Consider the following 23,062-nt stretch of genomic DNA (forward strand, 5'->3'; position numbering starts at 1 on the left):
CGGTTACCTCGCTACTCTCAGGACGCGGTCGGTGATGATGTTGCGCTGGATCTCGTTCGTCCCCGAATAGATCGACATCGCCTTGGACGCCAGATAGTGGTGGCGCCAGTAGTCACGGTGGACGGAGCATCCGCTGTCCAGGCCCAGCCGCGTCGAGTCCTGAATCAATTCGCTCCACTGCACTTTGAGGATCGAGCCGGCCTGGAACCAGTCAAGCTCGGCTGCCTTCTCCTCGGTGGAGCGGAGGATGTGCCAGCGCAGCAGTTCGCGGCGGTCGTCGAGCCGGGCAGCGTCGAGCCTGCTATTGCTGGCGCAGCAGCGGTTGAGCAGGTCGATCTGCGCGGTGGCCTCGACAAGACGGGTGGCCGCCTCCGTGGTGCCGCGCTCGTTGCTCAGCACCGTCATAGCAACGCGCCAGCCCTCGTGCTCCTCGCCCACGAGATCCTCATCTGCGACGAAAACGTCGGTGAAGAACACCTCGCTGAACTCCTCCTCGCCGTTGATCTGACGAATCGGCCGCACGTCGACACCCTCCTGCTCCATGTCGAGCAGCAGGAAGCTTAGATTGTGATGCCGCGGCAGGTCACTGGAAGTCTTAACGAGCATGAGGCAGCGCTTCGAGTACTGCGCGAAGCTCGTCCAAATCTTCTGCCCATTGACCAGGTAACCGCCGTCGACCTTCTTGGCCGTTGTGGTGACCGAGGCGAGGTCGGAACCCGCGCCGGGCTCTGAGAATCCCTGGCACCAGATCTCGGATGCGTCGAGGATGCGCGGCAAGTACTTCGCCTTCTGCGCTTCGGTGCCCGCTGCGATGATCGTCGGCCCCGCCAGAACGCGTCCGATCCGTCCGAATCCGTCCGGGGCGTTTGCCCGCGACGACTCCTCGTAATAGATCAGCTCTTCGATCGGGCCGAAACCACGGCCGCCATATTCCGATGGCCAGGACAGCCCGGCGTATCCCGCTGTGTGGAGTGCCGCGTCCCACTCCCGTTGCGCTTGCTGGACCTCATCCGGAGTGAGCGAGGCGCGGCTGGTCTGCCATTTCTTCGGGAGCGCGTCGCGCACCCAGGTGGCCACATCGGCTCTGAACTCTGCCGCGGCGGGTTCGTCGAATCGGGTGATGCTCATGCGGGATCAGTGCTCCTTGTTGATCGTGTGTGAGTCGAGGTCAGCGCTCCGTCGTCGTCTGGTGGTCGCGCCACCATCTGCACTGCAAGGTCGCCGAAGAGACCACCCACCGCGTCCGCGTCAAGACGGCCACCTGGCCGCCACCAGTTGATGACAGAGTCGCTCATGCCGAGGATCGCGTACGTCGTCGGGGTGACGTCGACCTCGCGGAATTCACCCCGATCGATCCCCTCCTGGATGATGTCTTTGAACACCTGCTCGTAGGCCTTGAGCATCACGAGCAGCGAGTCCCGGACATCGCCGTCGAAGTGCACGAGGCTGTCGCGGAAAAACACGACGACGTTCGACGAGCTCAGGTAGTGAATGACATGGGCTTTTACCCCGGCCGCCAAGCGGGCGCTCGGCGCGGGCCCCGCCACCTCGAGCGCGGCGAGCACCGAGGCGTGCAGTTCGCCCGTGCCATTTCGCACCATGCTCTCGACCAGCGCCTGCTTCGACGAGATGTAGTTATAGAGGCTCTGCACCTCGATCCCCACGGCCTTGGCGATCTGGCGAAGGGTCATCCCCGTGTAGCCCCACTGGTTGAAGAGCACGCGAGCGGCTTCAAAGATTCGGGCTTCAGTGTCGTTCTTCTCGATCAGCATTACTTCTCCCCTACTGACAGGTGTCTGTTGATGAGCTCGGGGCGAGAAATGAGTTCGTCGGGTGTGCCCGCCCAGACCGCTCGACCAGCTTCCAAGATGTGGACTCGGTCGGCGAGCTCCGTCACGAAGCGGAAATTCTGTTCGGTGACGAGCACTCCGACATCAAAGAGCGTGGGCAGTTGGGAGATTGCCGACTGAAGCTGCTCAACTATGAGCGGCGCGAGTCCCTCGGTGGGTTCATCGAGCAACAGGAAGTCGGGCGCGCTCATCAAAGCACGGGCGATGGTGACTGCCTGCTGCTCGCCCCCGCTCAACTCGAAACCGCGACGCTTCATGAGCTTCCCGACGAGCGGCACGCTCGCGAGAACGCGCTCGAGCTGATCCTTCGGCGCTTCCTTCGACTTCGCGATGTCGAGATTCTCCGCAACGGTGAGGGCGGTGAAGATACGCCGATTGTCGGGCACCCACGCCACCCCGAGCCGCGCGACCTTATAGGTGGGCACTTTACGGAGCGACCTGCCGCCGACCATGACATCACCCGTCGAGCTGAGCTCGGGGTTGTTGATGATCGATTTCAGGAGGGTTGTCTTACCGGCGCCATTGCGACCGAGAAGTCCCACCGTTTCGCCCTTGCGGAGCGAGATCGACACGTCGGTCAGGGCGATAGCGAGTCCGTAGGAGGCCGACAGCGAGGTCACAGCGAGTTCGGTCATGCCACACCTGCCTCGTAGGAGTTGCCGAGATAGATCTCGCGGGTCATCGGGTCGTCCCGCACCGCCTCGGGCGCGCCTTCGAGCGCGATCCGGCCGTTGGCCATCAGCACCACGCGGTCCGCGAGGGCGAAGACCACCTCCATGTCGTGCGCGGTGATCACAACAGTCAGGTTGGGCCGCGATTCTCGAAGACCCTTGAGCAGGCGGATGGTGTGCGGGATGTCCTCCGCACCCATCCCCGCAGTCGGCTCGTCCAGCAGTAACACCGCGGGATCCTGTGCGAGCGCCATGGCGATCTCGAGACTCTTGCGGTCTCCGTGAGAAAGCGTGCTCGAGGACTGGTGGCGGCGCTCCGCGAGCCCTGCCGCCTCGAGTGCTGCTGTCACGCTCTGTTCCGGTCGCGGCGTAGCCGACACCGGATTGCGGTACCGACTCCTGTGGGCATCTCGCGCGATCACGACGTTCTGTTCCACGGTCTTCTCAAGAAAGTAGCGCGCCACCTGGAAGGTGCGAGCGACGCCCATGTGGGCCAACCGACTCGCGCCCGCCCGGGTCACGTCCTTTCCGAACACCGAGAGCGCACCCTTGGTGGCGCGGTGCTCCCCCGCCATGACTCCGAAGAGGGTTGTCTTGCCCGCGCCGTTCGGCCCGATGATGGCGACCGTCTGCCCTTCCTGGACGGCAAGCGAGACATCCTGGACCACCGGCGGGCCGCCGTAGTTCTTGTAGACGTTGTGCAGTTCGATCGCAGTCATCGCCTTCTCCTTGCGTTCGCGGCGAGATCCCGCACTTTCGACAACACTCCGAGCACACCGCTCGGGAAGAGCAGCACGACGGCGAGCAGGATGGCGCCGAGCACCAGCGTGCCGTTCGGGGAGTTGCCGAACACTAGTGCGTTGATGAATTGGAAGAGGATCGCGCCGACCGCCGGCCCCCAGAAGCGCATCATGCCGCCGAGCAGCGCCATGATGATGATCTGGCCGCTGAAGGTGAACGACAGTGTGGTCGGCGTGACGATCGACCCCTGCTGGGCGAAGAGCCCGCCAGCGAGTCCCGCGATCATTCCCGCGAGCGTGAATGCTGCCAACCGAAGTGACTTCACCGGGATGCCGATGGCCGCCGCCTTGACCGGGTCGTCGCGCACCGCATTGAGGCTCTCACCGAACGATGAGAGGTGGATGCGGCGAAGGATGCCCATGACCACTGCGATGACGATGATCGAGTACCACCAGAACGAGGTCGGCAGGGTGAGGTCGACGCCGAAGATCTCGCCGCGCGGAATGCCGTAAATGCCGTTGTCGCCCTGCAGCACCGGCACCCGGAAGGTGAGTAGATAGGCGATCTGCCCGACGATCATCGTCAGCATCGCGAACTCGACCTTGGCGAGCCGCTGGCCGATGAGACCGATCAGGATCGACCCAACGGCGGCCACAACCGCCGAAACTCCGAGAAACGCCAGCGGACCCCACGCCTGATCCTTGAGGAGAGCGGTCGTGTATGCGCCCATCCCGAAGAAGGCCGCATGACCGAACGTGTACGTGCCCGTCCAACCGAAGAGCACGCCGAGACTGGTGGCCAGCAGCGCGTAGATCACCGCGACGCTGAGGATGTACTGCATGTTGGCCGGCATTACGAAGTAGGCCACCGAGGTCAGCGCCAGGAAGATCAGCGGCTCGTAGACCGGACGCAGATCGAAACGCGTGGCCGGGACCCCTTGGAGGATCGATGGGCCGGCGGTGATACGACGCGACGCCGGGCGGACGGGTGTGCTCATCAGGCCCTCCCTAGCTTTGCGCTGCCGAGCAGGCCGCGAGGTCTCACGAGCAGAACGACGGCCACCAGGATGTAGAAAGTGAAACCGGTCAGGTACGGTGCGTACGCCACCGCGAAGGCCTCTGCCACGCCGACCAGCAGCGCTGCCACGAGCGAACCCGTTACCGATCCGAGGCCGCCGATGATGACGATTGCGAAGCTCTGAAGCATGAAGGCATGTCCGAGACTTGGCGACACCGAGACGTTCGGTGCGATGAGGGCGCCGGCGAGTCCGGCGAGGGCGGAGCCGAGGCCGAACACCAGCAGCATGATGCGCTTGGTGTTCAGGCCCACGGCTTCACCCATCGCCGCGTCCTGCGCGACGGCCCGCACGGAGCGGCCGAAGGAGCTCTTGTTGATCAGAACGAACAGTCCGACGGCGACCAGCGCCCCGATGACGACCAGCAGGATGTCATACACCGGGATGGTCGCACCAAGGAGCCGCACGCTGCCGGAGACGATCTCCGGCTTGCTGATCGAACGGGGCGAGTTGCCCCAGATCATTTCGGCCGCTCCCTCCACGATGAGGAGGATCGCGAAGGTGGCGAGCAACATCGTGATGTGATCTCGACGGTAGAGCCGACGAACGACCGTGCTTTCCGTGACGATGCCCAGCGCAGCCACAGCTGCTGCGCCGGCGAGCACCGCGATGATGAAGGTCACCACCGTGGGCAGGCTGGAGCCGATGATCGTGGTGGCCAACAGCGCTCCGATCACGAAGAACGAGCCGTGCGCGAAGTTGAGCACCCCGATGACTCCATAGATCAGCGTCAGGCCGCTCGCCACGAGGAAGAGCGGCACTCCGTACGCCACTCCACTGATAAGCGTCGAGATCACAGTCAAGATCAGTCCTCGTCTCGCGGAACCACGACGGTCTCAAGCACTTTGACGCTCTCCTCGGCGGAGGCGTCGCCAACCGTGTTGGTGATGACCACCGGCGGGTTTCCCTGGTGAGACTTGGCGTCGATCGTGAGTTCGCCACCGGGGGTGTCGAAGCTCAGGCCGGCCAGCGCCTTCACAACCGCAGCGGTGTCGGTGGATCCCGCCTTCTCAATGGCGGCCTTCATCGCGAGTACGCCCACGTAGGCGTCGTAGCTCCAGTCGACGGGCAGCTTGCCGGTGAGCGCCTTGTAATCCTCGACGAACGCTGCGTTCTCGTCGTTGTCGAATGCGGCGTAGTTGTAGTCGTACGCGTTCCACACGTTCGGCGCTAGCCCGTTGAGCGTGCGGGCGATCGGGTAGTAGCCGCCGGGGTTGACGATCACCGCGAACTTCGATGACAGGTCGTAGGACGCGGCCTGCTGGAGGAAGCTTCCGGTGCCCGAGCTGAAGGTGCCGAGGTAAAGCGCGCTCTTCGACGGGTCGGTGGCTCCGTTCACCAGCTGCTGCACCTGGAGTCCGAAGTTCTGCTCGCCGATCGGGACGAAGGTCTCGCTCACAATGTCGAGGTCGACCTTGGCGTCCTTGATCTCGTCCTGGTACAGGGCCCACTGGGTCGTGCCGGTCACGTAGTCGTAGCCGAAGGCCGAGTAGTCGGTGGCCTCAGGGAACTTCTCCGCGATTGTCTGCGCCAACGGTCCAATGAGCGCAGAGTCGCTGTTCGATGTGCGGAAGAGGTTCGGGAAGGGGGCTTCTTCGCCGTTCTGGCCAGTGAGTCCGTCGTTGGTGCATCCGGTGTCGACCAGTACGACGTTCATGCTCGCGAGCTGAGGGGCGAGCGCAAGACAGCCCGCGCTAGATAGCATTCCGACAACTAGGTTGACGCCCGAGTTCGAAAGGTTTCGGACGGCTGCGGTCGCGGTCTCCGGCGTGGTCTGCTCATCCTCGTCGGACAACTCCACCTGGCGGCCCAGAATGCCGCCAGCAGCGTTGATCTGGTCGACCGCCACCCGGGCGCCCGCTACCTGGTTCTCGCCGATCTCGGCGAGCGGTCCAGACTGCGGTCCCACAACTCCGATTTTGATCGGCTCATTGCCTGCGTCGCCTGGTGTTGCCGAACAGGCTGCGAGCACTCCGATAGTTCCGAGGACGGCCGCGATGGCGACCGTTCGTCTTGCGAGATTCTTCATTGAATTTTCCTTCGCTAGGTGAGGGGTCGTGCTGTCAGAGAATCGCCAGGGCGTTCCCCGGGGAACCAGCTGCTCCGCGCAGGTTGAGCGGGGCGGCCGTGAAGAGGAAATCGAATCGGCCCGCACGGGCGCACGCTTCGGACAATCGCTCGAGATCGAACAGCTCGGCGAGGGGAATGCCGAGCAAGGGCAGGAGCCGTCGGTGCAGCGAACCGACCGACGGGTCTCCCGGGACGGGTTCCACGGCCGGCAGGTCGGTTACGACCGCGGCCACGTGCCAGTTCCACAGCAATCGGGCTGTGTCTTCCCCGGCATGGAGACCAGGGATGGCGGTCACCGCATCGGCATTGTCGGGACGCGCCGCGTACTTCGCCGGCCATCCAGTACGGATCACCAAGATGTCGCCTTGCTCGATTTGAGACTCCTGTGCCTCGACCACCTCGCGAAGAAGGCCCGCCGAGATCGTGTACTCCTCGTCGACCGGGATGCCACGATTCCCGGTCGCAATCAGGTGTGCCTCGACGTCGACGAGCACTCCGCGCCCGACGATGCCTCGTTCGGCCCACACCTCAATGCCGAGGTTGGCCTCGATCCCATCTTCGGCCGCCTCCACTCCCCCGAAGAAGCCGAACTCACGAGCACGCACGTGATAGAAACCATCCCACTGGCTCGAGCCCTGAGGGAAATAGTTGTCGACCGTGTCGTCTTTGGTGTTGCGGTCAGCGTCGAACTGCGAGTGCCGCATCGGCGCGCGGCCGAAGAGAGGCGGATCCGGCTGGTGCACCGGAAGGCTCAACGGAATCACTTCACCCGTCGACACCGAACCAGCGGCAGCGGCGACCACCCGGGGAGTGAGGAAATTCAGTGTGCCGAATTGGTCACCGGGGCCGAAGTACGCCCAAGAGTGCGCCATCGCCAACTTCTCGATGCGAGGCAATTCGTCATAGGCGGGAACGCCTTCGTGCATGTTCACGAGAGACAGTATTGACTGACGAACGCTCGTCAGTCAATACTGGGAGGAGAAGTTGCCTGACGAACGCTCGTCAGTCTGATGACATCTGAATGGTGAGCGGTCGATACGAAGTCGAACACTCACTTGTCTGGCCAAAGGAGACCACCGCAGTGTTGACTACACGCTTCACTTCACTTTTCGGCGTAGAAGCGCCAATCATGCAGGGCGGCATGCAGTGGATCGGCAATGCAGAACTCGCCGCAGCGATTTCAAACGCCGGCGGACTCGGCACCATCACAGCGTTGACCTTTCCAACACCGGATGCTTTGGCAGAGCAGATTAGGCTCTGCCAGGATCTCACCGACAAGCCATTCGCGGTCAACCTCACGACACTGCCGTCAATCAACCCGCCTCCCTACGAGGAGTATCAGGCAGTGATTCTTGAGCTGGGGGTCCCAGTAGTCGAGACTTCAGGTTCGAATCCGGCGCTGTTCGTGGACACCTACCATGCGGCCGGTGTCAAGGTGGTACACAAGGCCACCAGCGTGAAGCACGCCCTAAAGGCAGAACGGGCGGGGGCGGACGCTATCGCAATGATCGGCTTCGAGGCCGCGGGGCATCCTGGCGAGCTCGACGTGCCTCTCTTCGTGCTGCTCGCTGCGGCGGCTCGCGAGATCAACGTTCCGCTGCTCGCCGCTGGAGGCATCGGCAACGGCGCAGGACTGGCCGCATCCCTGGCGCTCGGCGCCGAGGGCGTGCTGATGGCCACCCGATTCATGGCCACGGTCGAGGCACCGATTCACCAGAAGGTGAAGGAGGCGCTCGTGGCCCGAGACGAATTGCAGACGAACCTCATCTTCCGCCAGTTGCGCAACACCGCGCGGGTTTCGAAGAACAGTGTCTCCGATGAGGTCGTGTCAATCCTCGGGGCGGGTGGAGAGTTCGCCGACGTACGCGAGCTCGTCGCTGGGCGGCGCGGGCGCACGGTCTACGACACCGGCGACCTTGAGGCGGGCATCTGGTGGGCCGGACTCTCGCAGACGCTCATTGACGACATCCCCAGCTGTGTGGAACTCATTGACCGCTTGGTACAGGACGCCGAAGACGCCATTGCCGGTGCGCTCGTACAGAAGTCCGCCCAAGGCGCACGCGCAGATTCGGACTAGGAGAAGAAATGAAGATTATCGTGCTGGTGAAAGAGGTTCCCGACACGTACGGGGATCGCAAGCTCGACCTGGAGACGGGGCTCGCCGATCGCGCCGCCGGGGATGTCGTGCTCGATGAGATCGGGGAGCGCTCGCTCGAGGTCGCGCTCTCGTTTGCGGATAAGAACGCCGACACCGAGGTAGTGGTGCTGTCGATGGCTCCTGAAACCGCCGCAGCGACCTTGCGCAAGGGGCTCGCGATGGGCGCGGCATCCGCTGTGCAAATTTCCGACGAGGCACTCTCAGGCGCGGACCTCGGGCTCACCGCCGAGGTACTCGCCGCCGCAATCCAGCGCACCGGGTTCGATCTGGTGATCGCCGGGAACCTGTCCACCGACGGCACGGGCGGCGTTCTCCCGGCGATGGTCGCCGAATTGCTCGGGGTGCCTCACGCCACTTCGCTGACCTCGATCGAGATCGCCGCAGACACCGTGACCGGGGTTCGCTCAACGGACGGCGGCACGATGCAGGTGAGCGCACCGCTCCCGGCCGTGGTGTCGATCACGGAGGCGCTGCCGGATGCGCGGTTCCCGAACTTCAAGGGGATCATGGCGGCGAAAAAGAAGCCGTTCGAGACGCTGTCTCTGGCCGATCTTTCGATCGATACGGATGGTTCGGAGGCCGCACGGTCGATCATGATCGCGATCGCGGAGAAGCCGGCCCGCGACGCTGGCGTGAAGATTGTCGACGAGGGGGACGCGGGCGAGCAGCTCGCCGATTTCCTCCTGCAGAACCGACTCGTGTGAGGAACTAACTAACCATGACCGATTACGCAGCAGATTCCATTCTCGTCCTGGTCGAGCTGACGCCGTCCGGCGGGCTCGCGGGCAACGCGGCGGGCCTTCTGGGCGCGGCCGCTCAGGTCGGCACCCCGGTGGCGCTGGTGGTGACCGCGCCAGGTGCGGGGGATGCCGCAGCCGACGCCGCTGGCGCTCTGGGTGCCGCGAACGTGGTCGTCGCTGAGAACGCAGATCCGGCAAGCTTGACCGTGCCGGTGGTTGATGCTCTCGTCGCGGCCGTGGATGCGGTGCGTCCAGATGCGGTGCTGATCTCGAACTCGATCGCGGGGCGGGATGTCGCGGGTCGGTTCGCCGCTCGCACCCGGTCTGGCCTTGCCGTCGACGCGATCGGCGTGTCCCGGGATGCCGAGGGGATCGTGGCTCACCACTCGGTGTACGGCGGTGCCTACAACGTCGACTCCGCGGTGACTTGGGGTGCCCCGGTGATCACTATCCGTCAGGGCTCGATCGATGCCCGCGCCGAGGCGCGCACCCCTACCGTCGACACCCTGTCGGTGACCGCATCGGGCAAGCCCGCGGCATCCATTCTGTCCTTTGACTCGGTCGTCGAGGCCTCCAGCCGTCCCGAGCTGCGCGGCGCGGCGAAGGTTGTCGCCGGCGGGCGAGGCCTGGGCTCGGAGGATAAATTCGTGCTGGTGGAGCAGCTCGCCGACGCCCTCGGCGCGGCCGTCGGCGCGTCCCGTGCGGCGGTCGACGCCGGTTACATCCCGCAGTCGCACCAGGTCGGCCAGACCGGGGTGTCGGTGGCGCCGCAGCTGTATGTCGCGCTGGGCATCTCCGGGGCGATCCAGCACCGGGCCGGCATGCAGACCTCGAAGACGATCGTCGCGATCAACAAGGATGCGGATGCCCCGATCTTCGAGATCGCAGACTTCGGTGTCGTCGGCGACCTTTTCACCGTCGTGCCGCAGCTGATCGCTGCCCTCGATTCGAAGAAGGCATAGATCCAACATGGCAACCTATGTACGGTCGATCCGGCAAGGTCTCCCGCGGTGGCACGGCGGTGCCCCCTGGCCACCGGCCGGCGACGCACCGGACGCGGATGCCGCGGTCAACGCGGACTCGGTCGTAGCCGAACACGCTGTGGACATGTCGGCGGATGCCGCGATGCCCGCGGCGACCCTGACCGCAGAAATGCCGACCGGCCTCACCAAGATGAAGCCGGCCGCGGCGCCGACTGTGGCGCAGCAGGCAGCGACCGCCGCTCCGGCCGGAGGCCTGTGGCCCATCCGTCGCGGCCTGCCGCGAGTTGCCGGCGGCGAACCGTGGCCCCCATCGGGCGCAGCGGGCATGCCCGCCGCAGCCGCGTCCGTCGTCGCTGCGGCGCCGGCTGCTGCTGCCACTTCGACTCGGAACGTGGCAACACAGGCTGCCGCCGCCGAGCAGGCTACGGCCGCCGCGACGACTCCGACCGCCGGGGCATCCGATCATCCGCTCCGTCGCGGCCTGCCGCGCGTCAAGGGCGGCAACCCGTGGCCACTTGCCGGGTTCGTGCCCGCCCGCGTTGTCGCGAAATCCGGGGCATTGGTGGCACCGGATGAGGTCGCACCCGCACCGACCGCACGGGTCGAGGTCACCCCAGCCGCGGCGGCATCCGTCCCCGCTCCGTCCCCGACTCGTTCCGCCGCGCCGACTCGTCCGTCGGCGCCAGTCCGCCCGCGTCCGGCGACCGCGCCTGCCCGGGAGCCCGGACGGTTTGGCGCCTTCACTGGTGGGCAGTTGCTGGGTCTCGCCCTCATCGGCGGCTTCGCGCTGCTGTTCGCGGCGATGGTCGCGGTGGTCTCCGCAGCCTGGTTCCGGAACCTGCCAGTCATGCAGGATTTCCTTACCACTTATCCGGGCGAGTACCACCTGCCTGATGGTGCGACCCCCGGATTCCCGGTATGGGTGCAGTGGCAGCACTTCTTTAACGTGTTCCTGATGGTGTTGATCATCCGCTCCGGACTGCAGGTGCGCACCGAGAAACGACCAACCGCGTTCTGGACGCCACGCTGGTCGAAGAACGGCAGGGGCAAGATCAGCCTGGCGCTCTGGTTCCACCAGTCGCTGGATGTCCTGTGGCTGCTGAACGGGGTGATCTTCGTGGTGATGCTCTTTATCACCGGACACTGGATGCGGATCGTGCCGACCAGCTGGGAGGTCTTCCCCAACGCCTTCTCCGCCGCGCTGCAGTACCTGTCGCTGAACTGGCCGACCGAGAACGGTTGGGTCAACTACAACAGTCTGCAACAGATCATGTACTTCCTCACCGTGTTCATCGCTGCGCCGGTCGCGGCGATCACCGGCGTGCGGATGTCGGGGATGTGGCCGAAGAACGCGAAGACGCTCAACCGGATCTACCCCGTCGAGCTGGCGCGGGCGATCCACTTCCCGGTGATGCTGTACTTCGTGGCGTTCATCATCGTGCACGTCGCGCTCGTGTTCGCGACCGGGGCGTTGCGGAACCTGAACCACATGTACGGCGGCACCGACGTCATGAACTGGGCGGGATTCTGGATCTTCTTCGTCTCACTGCTCATCATTGTGGGCGGCTGGATCGCGGCCCGGCCGATTCTGCTCGCACCGATCGCCCGACTGTCCGGCAAAGTCAGCGCGCGCTAGCAAGGTGACGCTTACCTCGAATCCGAAGATTCGACCCTTCAGAATCTGGCGCACAGATCGACCAAGTTGGATGCCAATCTAACGTGCTCTCCGGTGCACATAACGACGCTCGCCCGGCCGAGAACACCCTGCTCTGCCAGTTGCCATTCCACTCTCGATGTACTCAGGACTCACTTCATTACCGTCCTCGGAGGCGGCGCATCGGTCGCCGTCGCGGTCACGAGCACACCCGGGTCAAGATCGAACACCCGGTCGACGTCCTCGGCGTCGACCTCCGCTCGCTGAAGCGCGGCGCGAACGGCGTGCGCACCCAGAGTCGTCGCTGACACCGTGGCGAACTGGCCATTGAATCTGACGAATGGCGTCCGGGCGTACCCAGCGATGATCGCAGTCATGCGATCTTCTCCATCCGCTGCTGAAGCTCCGCACCAATATTGAATGGGGCTCCGGTGATGTCACGCAGCCCGTCGATCGATTCGCCTGGCGCGACGTCGACCAGGGTGAGTCCGTCCGCCCCAACGGTGAAGACCGCCCGGTCGCTGATGATCCTGTCAACGACACGAACTCCGGTGAGCGGCAAGTCGCATTCCGTGACGATTTTCGGGCTGCCGTCTTTCGCTACGTGCTCGGTAATCACAATGACATACGGTGTGCCCGCGACGAGGTCCATCGCGCCGCCCATTCCTTTGACCATCTTCCCCGGAATCATCCAGTTGGCGAGGTCGCCGAACTGCGAGACCTGCAGGGCCCCGAGAACCGCGGTCTGCACGTGACCGCCGCGGATCATCCCGAAAGAGGACGCGGAGTCGAACACGCTGCCGCCGGGGAGGATCGTGACTGTTTGCTTGCCTGCGTTGATCAGGTCGGCGTCTTCGTCACCGTCGAAGGGGAACGGCCCCATGCCCAGCAGCCCGTTCTCGCTCTGCAGGGTCACGTGGACCCCCTCGGGAAGATGATTTGCCACGAGGGTGGGGATGCCGATCCCCAGGTTGACGTACTGGCCGTCCTCTAGCTCTCGGGCCGCGATTGCGGCCATCTCATCACGTGTCCACATGGTCACGCCTCCTCGCGGACGCGCACGGTCCGCTGCTCGATGTCTTTCATGCGGTTCTCCACCTTGATCACCCGGTTCACGAACACACCCGGGGTCACAATCTCCTCAGGATCGAGGTATCCCTCGATGACTTCTTCCGCTTCGGCGATCGTCAGTCGGCCGGCAGCGGCGACCAACGGGTTGAAATTGCGTGCGGTGAGCCGGTAACGGAGATTGCCCTCGGCGTCTGCACGATGCGCTCGCACTAGTGAGATGTCGGCGACGATCCCGCGCTCGAGGATCGCGCGCTGCCCATCAAAAGTCCCCTCCGGCTTTCCCTCGGCGACGGCGGTACCGACCCCGGTCGGCGTATAGAACGCCGGGATGCCCGCGCCGCCCGCCCGGAGTCGCTCAGCCAGGGTTCCCTGCGGCACGAATTCCACTTCGAGGGCTCCTGCTAGATACTGGTCGGCGAACAACCGGTTCTCCCCAACGTAGGACGAGAGCACCTTCCGGACCTGCCCGTTCTCCAGCAGCAAGCCCAGGCCCTTGCCATCGACGCCCATGTTGTTCGAAACCACCACGAGCTCGCGGGCGCCACTGTCCCGAAGCGCCTCAATCAAATTGATCGGGATGCCGCTGAGCCCGAAGCCGCCAACGGCGACTGTCATGCCGTCCCGGGTGGCCCCCGCCAGAGCCTCCGCCGCGCTCCTCCATAGTTTGGACACCATAATCAGCCCTTCCCCTCATAAATGCGGCTAGTCATCGCATTCGTTCCCGCGCCTGCGGGCACGGCGTCTTAACATCCCAAGTGTGGAGGCGTATGTCCTTCCGCGACCCACGCCTCAGCGCGCGCTAACTTTGCCGGACAGTCGGGCGATCGGTGCGAGCAGAATCGGCCGGGCCGCGATCCAGCCGCCCACAATGATGAGCAGTGAGACGAAGAAGATCCAGAATCCCGCCCAGTTCATGACGTCGGTGCCGCCGTACATGTGGTTCAGGTTCCGCAACGCCCCGGTCGCGAACACGAGCGCGACGTGCACGATGATGAACGCCACGAAGTACAGCATCACCGGGAAGTGGATCGCCCGCGCCAGCTCGACGGGGTAGATCCGGTTGAGCGTCTTCGCGTTCTTCGGCCACATCCCCGACATCCGCACGCCGGTGATCGCCGCGACCGGCGCAGCGATGAACACGGTGAGGAAGTACATGATCTGTTGCAGACTGTTGTAGTTGACCCAACCGTTCTCGGTCGGCCAGTTCAGCGACAGGTACTGCAGCGCGGCGGAGAAGGCGTTGGGGAAGACCTCCCAGCTGGTCGGCACGATCCGCATCCAGTGTCCGGTGATAAAGAGCATCACCACGAAGATCACCCCGTTCAGCAGCCACAGGACATCCAGCGACTGGTGGAACCAGAGCGCCAGGCTGATCTTGCCCCTGCCGTTCTTCGACCAGCGTGGCGTCCAGAACGCGGTTGGTCGTTTCTCGGTGCGCACCTGCAGTCCGGAGCGGATGATCAACACCATCAGGAACACGTTAAAGAAGTGCTGCCACTGCACCCATACCGGGAATCCGGGGGTCGCACCATCAGGCAGGTGGTACTCGCCCGGATAAGTGGTAAGGAAATCCTGCATGACTGGCAGGTTCCGGAACCAGGCTGCGGAGACCACCGCGACCATCGCCGCGAACAGCAGCGCGAAGCCGCCGATGAGGGCGAGACCCAGCAACTGCCCACCAGTGAAGGCGCCAAACCGTCCGGGCTCCCGGGCAGGCGCGGTCGCCGGACGCGGGCGGACTGGCGCCGACGGACGAGTCGGCGCGGCGGAACGAGTCGGGGACGGAGCGGGGACGGATGCCGCCGCGGCTGGGGTGACCTCGACCCGTGCGGTCGGTGCGGGTGCGACCTCATCCGGTGCCACCAATGCCCCGGATTTCGCGACAACGCGGGCGGGCACGAACCCGGCAAGTGGCCACGGGTTGCCGCCCTTGACGCGCGGCAGGCCGCGACGGAGCGGATGATCGGATGCCCCGGCGGTCGGAGTCGTCGCGGCGGCCGTAGCCTGCTCGGCGGCGGCAGCCTGTGTTGCCACGTTCCGAGTCGAAGTGGCAGCAGCAGCCGGCGCCGCAGCGACGACGGACGCGGCTGCGGCGGGCATGCCCGCTGCGCCCGATGGGGGCCACGGTTCGCCGCCGGCAACTCGCGGCAGGCCGCGACGGATGGGCCACAGGCCTCCGGCCGGAGCGGCGGTCGCTGCCTGCTGCGCCACAGTCGGCGCCGCGGCCGGCTTCATCTTGGTGAGGCCGGTCGGCATTTCTGCGGTCAGGGTCGCCGCGGGCATCGCGGCATCCGCCGACATGTCCACAGCGTGTTCGGCTACGACCGAGTCCGCGTTGACCGCGGCATCCGCGTCCGGTGCGTCGCCGGCCGGTGGCCAGGGGGCACCGCCGTGCCACCGCGGGAGACCTTGCCGGATCGACCGTACATAGGTTGCCATGTTGGATCTATGCCTTCTTCGAATCGAGGGCAGCGATCAGCTGCGGCACGACGGTGAAAAGGTCGCCGACGACACCGAAGTCTGCGATCTCGAAGATCGGGGCATCCGCATCCTTGTTGATCGCGACGATCGTCTTCGAGGTCTGCATGCCGGCCCGGTGCTGGATCGCCCCGGAGATGCCCAGCGCGACATACAGCTGCGGCGCCACCGACACCCCGGTCTGGCCGACCTGGTGCGACTGCGGGATGTAACCGGCGTCGACCGCCGCACGGGACGCGCCGACGGCCGCGCCGAGGGCGTCGGCGAGCTGCTCCACCAGCACGAATTTATCCTCCGAGCCCAGGCCTCGCCCGCCGGCGACAACCTTCGCCGCGCCGCGCAGCTCGGGACGGCTGGAGGCCTCGACGACCGAGTCAAAGGACAGAATGGATGCCGCGGGCTTGCCCGATGCGGTCACCGACAGGGTGTCGACGGTAGGGGTGCGCGCCTCGGCGCGGGCATCGATCGAGCCCTGACGGATAGTGATCACCGGGGCACCCCAAGTCACCGCGGAGTCGACGTTGTAGGCACCGCCGTACACCGAGTGGTGAGCCACGATCCCCTCGGCATCCCGGGACACGCCGATCGCGTCGACGGCAAGGCCAGACCGGGTGCGAGCGGCGAACCGACCCGCGACATCCCGCCCCGCGATCGAGTTCGAGATCAGCACCGCATCTGGACGCACCGCATCCACGGCCGCGACGAGAGCATCAACCACCGGCACGGTCAAGCTTGCCGGATCTGCGTTCTCAGCGACGACCACGTTCGCGGCACCCAGAGCGCCAGCGGCGTCGGCTGCGGCATCCCCCGCACCTGGCGCGGTCACCACCAGCGCCACCGGGGTGCCGACCTGAGCGGCCGCGCCCAGAAGGCCCGCCGCGTTGCCCGCGAGCCCGCCGGACGGCGTCAGCTCGACCAGGACGAGAATGGAATCTGCTGCGTAATCGGTCATGGTTAGTTAGTTCCTCACACGAGTCGGTTCTGCAGGAGGAAATCGGCGAGCTGCTCGCCCGCGTCCCCCTCGTCGACAATCTTCACGCCAGCGTCGCGGGCCGGCTTCTCCGCGATCGCGATCATGATCGACCGTGCGGCCTCCGAACCATCCGTATCGATCGAAAGATCGGCCAGAGACAGCGTCTCGAACGGCTTCTTTTTCGCCGCCATGATCCCCTTGAAGTTCGGGAACCGCGCATCCGGCAGCGCCTCCGTGATCGACACCACGGCCGGGAGCGGTGCGCTCACCTGCATCGTGCCGCCGTCCGTTGAGCGAACCCCGGTCACGGTGTCTGCGGCGATCTCGATCGAGGTCAGCGAAGTGGCGTGAGGCACCCCGAGCAATTCGGCGACCATCGCCGGGAGAACGCCGCCCGTGCCGTCGGTGGACAGGTTCCCGGCGATCACCAGATCGAACCCGGTGCGCTGGATTGCGGCGGCGAGTACCTCGGCGGTGAGCCCGAGGTCCGCGCCTGAGAGTGCCTCGTCGGAAATTTGCACAGCGGATGCCGCGCCCATCGCGAGCCCCTTGCGCAAGGTCGCTGCGGCGGTTTCAGGAGCCATCGACAGCACCACTACCTCGGTGTCGGCGTTCTTATCCGCAAACGAGAGCGCGACCTCGAGCGAGCGCTCCCCGATCTCATCGAGCACGACATCCCCGGCGGCGCGATCGGCGAGCCCCGTCTCCAGGTCGAGCTTGCGATCCCCGTACGTGTCGGGAACCTCTTTCACCAAAACGATAATTTTCATCAAGATCTCCTCACGCCGCCATGTTGGTCGCGACGGCTGTCGCAATCACCCACTCAGAGAATGAGCGTCCCACCGCTCCCCACTCGACGATGGGCGAATTCCATCGAAACGGTCCACGCCCGCCACTGGGCATCAGCCGACAATTCGTCTAGCTTGTCGCAGGATGGGCTCGTCGATCATCCGGCCGCGAAAGCGGAAGACCCCCGGCGCTATGCGCGCCTCCGCCAACACGGCTTCCGCCCACTCGCGCTCTTCAAACCCCACCCCATAGGCCTCACGGATCACATTGGCTTGGGCGGGATGGATGCAGGCGGTCGCTGCGAACCCGGATTGTGCTGCATCCTCCGACTCCGCGCGCAGCCCGGCGACATCGGCGATGTCGACGTGGACAGCGTCGATCGCATCCTTCCCAGCAGCGGCAGCCGCGACCAGCAGGCGCGAGCGGGCATACCGTGCCACGTCACGGTAGCGGCCGTCCGTGAACCGGCTGGAGCGACCAGCCATACTGACGATGAGATCCTCCGCGCCCCACATCAGGGCGACTACTGCCGGATGCCGGGCGATCTCGCTGACGTTCTCGATCCCGGCCGCTGTCTCGCAAAGAGCGATGACGCTATAGTCTGCCTCGTGCAGGTGGTCGAGCTGCGCGGCGGATTCCGCCTTCGCGAGCATGAGAGTGCGAAATGGCGCGCCGCTGAGCGTCTCGAGGTCAAGCGCGTGCTCGACTGTGTCGACGGCGTTGACCCGCACGATCGTGGACGCTGGGTCCAAGGTCGAAGCTGCGACGTACGCCCGTGCTGCTGGCCTGTCGGCAGCCGCAACCGCATCCTCGAGGTCGAGAATGACGGCATCCGCCGCTCTCGCCGCCTTCTCGAACCGATCTGGTCGATCGGCCGGGCAGAACAGAATGGCAGGTCCGAGTGTCATTTGACCCCACCTTCCGGCGAGACCTGCATCAGCGTCGAGCGCTTCGCCATCGCGACGACGACGCGGTCCTGATTGCGGAGGGTGTGCTGGAATACGACGATGCCTTGGTTCGGCCGCGACGCCGACGGCCGCTTTGATTCGATCAGCGTTTCGGCATAGATGGTGTCGCCGACCCTGACCGGCGTCGGGAAGGCAACCTCGCCGAAGCCGAGGTTCGCCACGATTGTCCCCTGGGTGAGCTGCGAGACTGAAAGTCCGACCATGGTCGACAGCGTGAACATGCTGTTCACGAGCCGTTCGCCGAATTCGGTTTCGGCCGACCATGCGGCGTCCAGATGCAGCGATTGGGCGTTCATGGTGAGAGTCGTGAACAGTACGTTGTCGGCCTCGGTTACCGTGCGACCGGGGCTATGAACATACACCTCCCCTGCCTCCATCTCGTCGAAGTACAGGCCTCGCTGCACGATGCGTTTCTCGGTCATGCCGCCTCCTCGCCGTCGGTGTTATTGGTGGTCGGGGTGATGACCGCCAGAGTCTGCCCGCGCGTCACGGTGTTCCCCACCGCCGCGTGCAGTGTCACATCACCCGCGATGTTCGCGCGGATAACATGCTCCATCTTCATCGCCTCGACCACGATCACCGCGTCACCCACCGCCACGACATCACCGTCGCCGACCGGTGTGAGGACGACCGTGCCTGGCATCGGAGACTCGAGCGTCGGGTTCGAATTCACCTCGCCGTCCGTCGTGTGATCGGTCACGGCAAGTGTGAGCGTGAATACGGCGCCCTCTCGCGTGAGGTGTACCTCATGCTGGCCAACAACGATGGCGATAAAGGTTCGCGCGACGCCACCGATGGTCACGGTGACGCGGTCGTCGCCGTGCCAGCGGACCTGCCCCGGGCTCTCTCCGGAGTCGGTGATGACAAGTGGGGCATCGAGGGTACCCGCGAGACGCACGGTCTGCACGGTGCCGACCGCGGCGAGCGGGAACCGTCGCGGTGCGGGGTTGCCCAGACGCCAGCCGTCCCGACGTCCCCAGGGATCGGATGCGGCACTCCGCGCGACATCCAAAATCAGGGCGGCTTCCTGGAACGTCCGGTCGTCCGGACTGGCGAAGGCAATCCCGTCGAACTCGCGCGCGATTAGCCCAGTGTCGAGGTCGCCAGCGATGACCGGGGGAAGCTCAAGCAGCGCGCGTAGGAACTCGACGTTGGTGGTGAATCCCACCACTGCGGTGTCCTCAAGCGCGCGCACCATCCGACGTCGCGCCTCTTCCCTGTCGTGCCCCCAGGTAATCACCTTGGCGAGCATGGGGTCGTAATCGACCGAGACCGCCAATCCGTCCTCGATCGCGGTGTCCACACGCACGCCCTCCGCCCGGGGATGCCGCACCTTGGTAACAGTCCCACCGGTGGGCAGGAAACCCGCGGCCGGGTCCTCCGCATAGACGCGTGCCTCGATCGAGTGGCCACGCAGCACGACGTCCTCCTGCCGGAGCGCGAGCGGCTCGCCTGCTGCAATCCGCAGCTGCTGCTCAACGAGGTCCACGCCGGTGATCTCCTCGGTCACCGGGTGCTCCACCTGTAGACGGGTGTTCATCTCCATGAAGAAGAACTCGTCCGGGCGGTCGGCGGCGACAATAAACTCGACCGTCCCCGCACCGCGGTACCCGACGCTGCGGGCTGTTTCGCAGGCCGCCTCGCCGATACGCGCACGTGTGGCCCCGTCGAGGAGCGGGGAGGGCGCCTCTTCGATCACCTTCTGATGCCGGCGCTGGAGCGAACACTCTCGCTCGCCCAGATGAATGACGTTGCCGTGCGCATCCGCGAGCACCTGTACCTCGATGTGGCGCGGTGTCAGCACGTACCGCTCGAGGAAGAGCGCGTCATCACCGAAGCTTGCCGCGGCCTCCCGCCGCGCGGCCGCGAGGGACGTGACGAGCTGATCTGCGGACTCCACGACGTGCATCCCCTTACCCCCACCGCCCGCGGAGGGTTTGATCAACAGGGGGTAACCCACCTCATCTGCCGCGGCGGCGAGCTCAGCATTCGTCAATCCCGGCCTGGCGATGCCAGGAACCGTTGGCACGTTGCGCTCCTGCACAGCGAGCTTCGCGGTGATCTTGTCACCCATCACCGAGATCGCGTGCGGCGTGGGACCGATGAAGATGATCCCGGCGTTCTCGCACGCCTGGGCGAACGCGGCGTTCTCGGCGAGGAAGCCGTATCCGGGGTGGATCGCCTCCGCCCCGGCTGCCTTCGCCGCCGCGATCACGGCGGGAATGTCTAGGTAGCTCTGCGCAGCGGGGGCAGGACCGAGCCGCACGGCGACATCAGCAAGGCGCACGTGACGGGCGTCGGCATCCGCATCGCTGTACACGGCCACTGCGCGGATCCCAAGCTTGCGAAGCGTGCCAATCACCCGGCAAGCGATCTCGCCGCGATTGGCGATCAATACGGTTTTGAACATGGCGCTCACATCCTGAAAACGCCGTAGCCCGGCGCGTCGAAGGGTGCTCGCATGCATACATCGAGGGCGAGCGCGACGATGTCGCGAGTCTGAGAGGGTTCGATGATCCCGTCGTCCCACAATCGAGCCGTGGAATAGTAGGGGCTGCCCTGGTGCTCGTACTGTTCCCGAATCGGAGCCTGGAAGTCGGCCTCCTCCTCGGCGCTCCACTCGCCGCCGGCGCCCTCGATCTGATCGCGGCGAACGGTCGACAGCACGGACGCCGCCTGCGGGCCGCCCATCACTGAAACACGCGCGCCGGGCCACAACCAGAGGAAGCGCGGCGAGTAGGCACGCCCGCACATTGAGTACGTGCCGGCGCCAAACGAGCCGCCAACGACGACGGTAAGCTTCGGCACTGATGCGCAGGCGACAGCGTTAACCATCTTCGCGCCGTGCTTGGCGATACCGCCGGACTCGTACTCGCGGCCCACCATGAAGCCAGTGATGTTCTGCAGGAACAGCAGCGGGATGCCGCGCTGATCGCACAGTTCGATGAAGTGTGCCCCTTTCAGCGCAGACTCACCGAACAGCACGCCGTTATTGGCCAGGATGCCGACACGGTGGCCGTGAATGCGGGCGAACCCGGTGATCAGGGTGGTGCCGTACTCGCGTTTGAACTCGTGCAATGTGCCGGCATCGATGATCCGGGTGATTATCTCCCGCGCGTCGTACGGCGTGGTCAGCTCGACTGGTACCACGTCCGTGAGCGTCGCCGGCGATTTCTCCGGCTCGATAGTCGCCTCTAGTGGATGTGGCAGCGGCGGCGTCGGCGGGAGGGTCGCAACGATGTCACGCACAATCTGCAGCGCGTGCTCGTCATTCTCGGCGAGGTGGTCGGTGACCCCTGACACCCGAGAGTGCACGACGCCGCCGCCGAGGTCCTCGGCCGTGACGATCTCACCAGTCGCGGCCTTCACGAGCGGCGGCCCTCCAAGGAAAATCGTGCCTTGGTTGCGGACGATGACCGTCTCGTCGCTCATCGCCGGCACGTAAGCGCCGCCCGCGGTACTGGATCCGAGCACTGCCGCGATCTGAGGGATGCCGTCCCGGGACATCCGTGCCTGATTGTAGAAGATCCGCCCAAAGTGGTCGCGGTCGGGGAATACCTCGTCCTGCATCGGCAGGAATGCACCGCCGGAGTCCACGAGGTAGATGCACGGCAATCGGTTTTCAGCCGCGATCTCCTGTGCACGCAGATGCTTCTTCACGGTGATCGGGTAGTACGTACCGCCCTTCACGGTTGCGTCATTAGCCACCACCATGACGTGGCGACCCTGGATCAAGCCGATCCCCGCGACGACACCACCGGCCGGAGCGTCGTCTCCATACATGTCGAAGCCGGCGAGCGGAGCCACCTCGAGGAATGGGCTACCCACATCCAACAGCGCATCGAGGCGCTCGCGTGCGAGTAGCTTGCCCCGGGCCCTGTGTTTCTCGCGCGAATTCGCCGGTCCTCCTACCGCGGCCGCTTCCCGGCGCTCGTGCAGCTCAGCGATAAGTTCTGCGTAGGTCGTGGACATCAGCTCCGACCGCCTTCGCTGCGTTCGTTGAAGCGGGCCAGGCGACGGTGCACCGACCACGCCAGCGGGAGGGCGAGTGCAGCGATGATTGCCTTTAGGACGCCGCCCGGGAGGAACGGGAGCACTCCCCATTCCATCGCCTGAACGAACGACGGCGCTTGGCCGCCAAGCGCGAGGATGGCGGCCATGTAGGGTACCCCGAGCGCGAAGGGCACGATGCTTGCGACGGTGTTCGCGAAGATACCGCGCCCGAAAGTTCGATCCCAGCCGCGCTCCGCGAGCCGCCCCACGATCCAGGCGCAGGGAATGAAGCCAAGGATGAAGCCGAATGAGGGCGACAGCAGGTAGCCGAGCCCGGCGCCGGGGCCCGCAAATATCGGGAGACCCGCGAGACCGAGCACCGCGTAGAAGAACATTGTGACCGCCCCACGAGCGGCGCCGAAGGCAGCGCCGACAAGCAGGACGCCGAGCGTCTGCCCTGAAAGCGGAACGGGACCCAAAAAGATACTGACTTTCGCGAGGAGAGCGACAAGCACGACTCCACTTGCGACGACGCCAATTTCCACCGCCCAGCGCTGCGAGCGACCAACGAGAGCTCCGCCTACGAGCGTCTGACTCGGATGAGTGATTGCCGTGGACATTCTTACCCTCCATTGGGTTATCAAGTAGTAACTGAATTTAGGTTACCGGATGGTAACCTAAATTGTCTAGGACGGTTTTTCGATCGCACCGCCCAACCGCTGCGCTTCGCCGGGTACTCTGCCGATTTGCTGCGCAGCCGCGTAACGCACCACGGGATATTGGTCATATCGCGTTCCGCTTTATCGAGAGTGAGCCGCCGCGCTCCATGGACCGGCACGGAACGACGC

The 23,062-nt window shown here is 65.2% G+C and carries 23 protein-coding genes; 4 read left to right on the top strand and 19 right to left on the bottom strand.

Annotation, left to right across the window (positions count from 1 at the left end; translation table 11 throughout):
* Positions 1–3 precede the first annotated feature (3 nt).
* The 8 genes from GO591_RS13790 to GO591_RS13825 are packed head-to-tail and all read right to left on the bottom strand — an operon-like array spanning position 4 to position 7,333.
* The gene (locus GO591_RS13790) at positions 4–1,128 is read right to left on the bottom strand and encodes an acyl-CoA dehydrogenase family protein (RefSeq protein WP_157157348.1); all 1,125 of its coding nucleotides are present in this window, start codon (positions 1,126–1,128) and stop codon (positions 4–6) included.
* Complete coding sequence (locus tag GO591_RS13795) at positions 1,125–1,772, bottom strand: TetR/AcrR family transcriptional regulator (RefSeq protein ID WP_157157349.1); 648 nt, start codon at positions 1,770–1,772, stop codon at positions 1,125–1,127. The genes GO591_RS13790 and GO591_RS13795 overlap by 4 nt, the downstream gene beginning before the upstream one ends.
* Complete coding sequence (locus tag GO591_RS13800) at positions 1,772–2,485, bottom strand: ABC transporter ATP-binding protein (RefSeq protein WP_157157350.1); 714 nt, start codon at positions 2,483–2,485, stop codon at positions 1,772–1,774. Before GO591_RS13800 ends, GO591_RS13795 begins: the two co-directional genes overlap by 1 nt.
* Entirely contained in the window at positions 2,482–3,240 is a 759-nt protein-coding gene (locus tag GO591_RS13805) for an ABC transporter ATP-binding protein (protein WP_157157351.1), read from the bottom strand. The genes GO591_RS13800 and GO591_RS13805 overlap by 4 nt, the downstream gene beginning before the upstream one ends.
* Positions 3,237–4,259 (bottom strand): branched-chain amino acid ABC transporter permease, encoded by a 1,023-nt coding sequence (locus GO591_RS13810; RefSeq protein WP_157157352.1) that lies wholly within the window; start codon positions 4,257–4,259, stop codon positions 3,237–3,239. The genes GO591_RS13805 and GO591_RS13810 overlap by 4 nt, the downstream gene beginning before the upstream one ends.
* Positions 4,259–5,134 carry a branched-chain amino acid ABC transporter permease gene (locus GO591_RS13815; protein ID WP_232466416.1) on the bottom strand — a complete coding sequence of 292 codons (876 nt, stop codon included), beginning with the start codon at positions 5,132–5,134 and terminating at the stop codon, positions 4,259–4,261. The genes GO591_RS13810 and GO591_RS13815 overlap by 1 nt, the downstream gene beginning before the upstream one ends.
* An 8-nt stretch (positions 5,135–5,142) precedes the next feature.
* Complete coding sequence (locus GO591_RS13820; RefSeq protein ID WP_157157354.1) at positions 5,143–6,366, bottom strand: ABC transporter substrate-binding protein; 1,224 nt, start codon at positions 6,364–6,366, stop codon at positions 5,143–5,145.
* A gap of 34 nt (positions 6,367–6,400) precedes the next feature.
* Complete coding sequence (locus tag GO591_RS13825; protein ID WP_157157945.1) at positions 6,401–7,333, bottom strand: cyclase family protein; 933 nt, start codon at positions 7,331–7,333, stop codon at positions 6,401–6,403.
* A gap of 155 nt (positions 7,334–7,488) precedes the next feature.
* On the opposite strand from GO591_RS13825, the gene GO591_RS13830 reads away from it, so the two are divergent.
* Genes GO591_RS13830 through GO591_RS13845 form a run of 4 tightly spaced genes read left to right on the top strand, consistent with a single transcriptional unit; the run spans position 7,489 to position 11,924 of the window.
* Entirely contained in the window at positions 7,489–8,484 is a 996-nt protein-coding gene (locus GO591_RS13830) for an NAD(P)H-dependent flavin oxidoreductase (RefSeq protein ID WP_232466186.1), read from the top strand.
* An 8-nt stretch (positions 8,485–8,492) separates the two neighbouring features.
* A complete protein-coding gene (locus GO591_RS13835; protein WP_157157356.1) occupies positions 8,493–9,269 on the top strand; it encodes an electron transfer flavoprotein subunit beta/FixA family protein in 777 nt (258 codons plus the stop codon).
* A 14-nt stretch (positions 9,270–9,283) separates the two neighbouring features.
* Entirely contained in the window at positions 9,284–10,267 is a 984-nt protein-coding gene (locus GO591_RS13840) for an electron transfer flavoprotein subunit alpha/FixB family protein (RefSeq protein WP_157157357.1), read from the top strand.
* A 7-nt stretch (positions 10,268–10,274) separates the two neighbouring features.
* Positions 10,275–11,924, top strand: coding sequence for a cytochrome b/b6 domain-containing protein (locus GO591_RS13845; RefSeq protein WP_157157358.1), 1,650 nt, complete (start codon positions 10,275–10,277; stop codon positions 11,922–11,924).
* A 170-nt stretch (positions 11,925–12,094) separates the two neighbouring features.
* Here the strand turns inward: GO591_RS13845 and GO591_RS13850 are convergent, their stop codons facing one another.
* The 11 genes from GO591_RS13850 to GO591_RS13900 form a co-directional block, all read right to left on the bottom strand.
* A complete protein-coding gene (locus tag GO591_RS13850; RefSeq protein ID WP_157157359.1) occupies positions 12,095–12,319 on the bottom strand; it encodes a thiolase family protein in 225 nt (74 codons plus the stop codon).
* Positions 12,316–12,978 (bottom strand): 3-oxoacid CoA-transferase subunit B, encoded by a 663-nt coding sequence (locus GO591_RS13855; RefSeq protein WP_157157946.1) that lies wholly within the window; start codon positions 12,976–12,978, stop codon positions 12,316–12,318. Before GO591_RS13855 ends, GO591_RS13850 begins: the two co-directional genes overlap by 4 nt.
* A 2-nt stretch (positions 12,979–12,980) precedes the next feature.
* On the bottom strand, positions 12,981–13,685 hold the full coding sequence (locus GO591_RS13860) for a CoA transferase subunit A (RefSeq protein ID WP_157157947.1): 705 nt from the start codon (positions 13,683–13,685) through the stop codon (positions 12,981–12,983).
* 117 nt (positions 13,686–13,802) lie between these two features.
* On the bottom strand, positions 13,803–15,452 hold the full coding sequence (locus GO591_RS13865) for a cytochrome b/b6 domain-containing protein (protein WP_157157358.1): 1,650 nt from the start codon (positions 15,450–15,452) through the stop codon (positions 13,803–13,805).
* A gap of 7 nt (positions 15,453–15,459) precedes the next feature.
* Complete coding sequence (locus GO591_RS13870) at positions 15,460–16,443, bottom strand: electron transfer flavoprotein subunit alpha/FixB family protein (protein ID WP_157157357.1); 984 nt, start codon at positions 16,441–16,443, stop codon at positions 15,460–15,462.
* A 14-nt stretch (positions 16,444–16,457) separates the two neighbouring features.
* Complete coding sequence (locus tag GO591_RS13875; RefSeq protein WP_157157356.1) at positions 16,458–17,234, bottom strand: electron transfer flavoprotein subunit beta/FixA family protein; 777 nt, start codon at positions 17,232–17,234, stop codon at positions 16,458–16,460.
* Between the two features lie 132 nt (positions 17,235–17,366).
* The gene (locus GO591_RS13880) at positions 17,367–18,161 is read right to left on the bottom strand and encodes an HpcH/HpaI aldolase/citrate lyase family protein (protein WP_157157360.1); all 795 of its coding nucleotides are present in this window, start codon (positions 18,159–18,161) and stop codon (positions 17,367–17,369) included.
* Complete coding sequence (locus GO591_RS13885; protein WP_157157361.1) at positions 18,158–18,643, bottom strand: MaoC family dehydratase; 486 nt, start codon at positions 18,641–18,643, stop codon at positions 18,158–18,160. Before GO591_RS13885 ends, GO591_RS13880 begins: the two co-directional genes overlap by 4 nt.
* On the bottom strand, positions 18,640–20,631 hold the full coding sequence (locus tag GO591_RS13890) for an acetyl/propionyl/methylcrotonyl-CoA carboxylase subunit alpha (protein ID WP_157157362.1): 1,992 nt from the start codon (positions 20,629–20,631) through the stop codon (positions 18,640–18,642). Before GO591_RS13890 ends, GO591_RS13885 begins: the two co-directional genes overlap by 4 nt.
* A 5-nt stretch (positions 20,632–20,636) precedes the next feature.
* A complete protein-coding gene (locus GO591_RS13895; RefSeq protein ID WP_157157363.1) occupies positions 20,637–22,193 on the bottom strand; it encodes a carboxyl transferase domain-containing protein in 1,557 nt (518 codons plus the stop codon).
* A complete protein-coding gene (locus tag GO591_RS13900; RefSeq protein WP_157157364.1) occupies positions 22,193–22,834 on the bottom strand; it encodes a biotin transporter BioY in 642 nt (213 codons plus the stop codon). The genes GO591_RS13895 and GO591_RS13900 overlap by 1 nt, the downstream gene beginning before the upstream one ends.
* Positions 22,835–23,062: the final 228 nt, after the last annotated feature.

It is taken from the genome of Diaminobutyricimonas sp. LJ205 (assembly GCF_009755725.1).
Taxonomy (GTDB): Bacteria; Actinomycetota; Actinomycetes; order Actinomycetales; family Microbacteriaceae; genus Ruicaihuangia.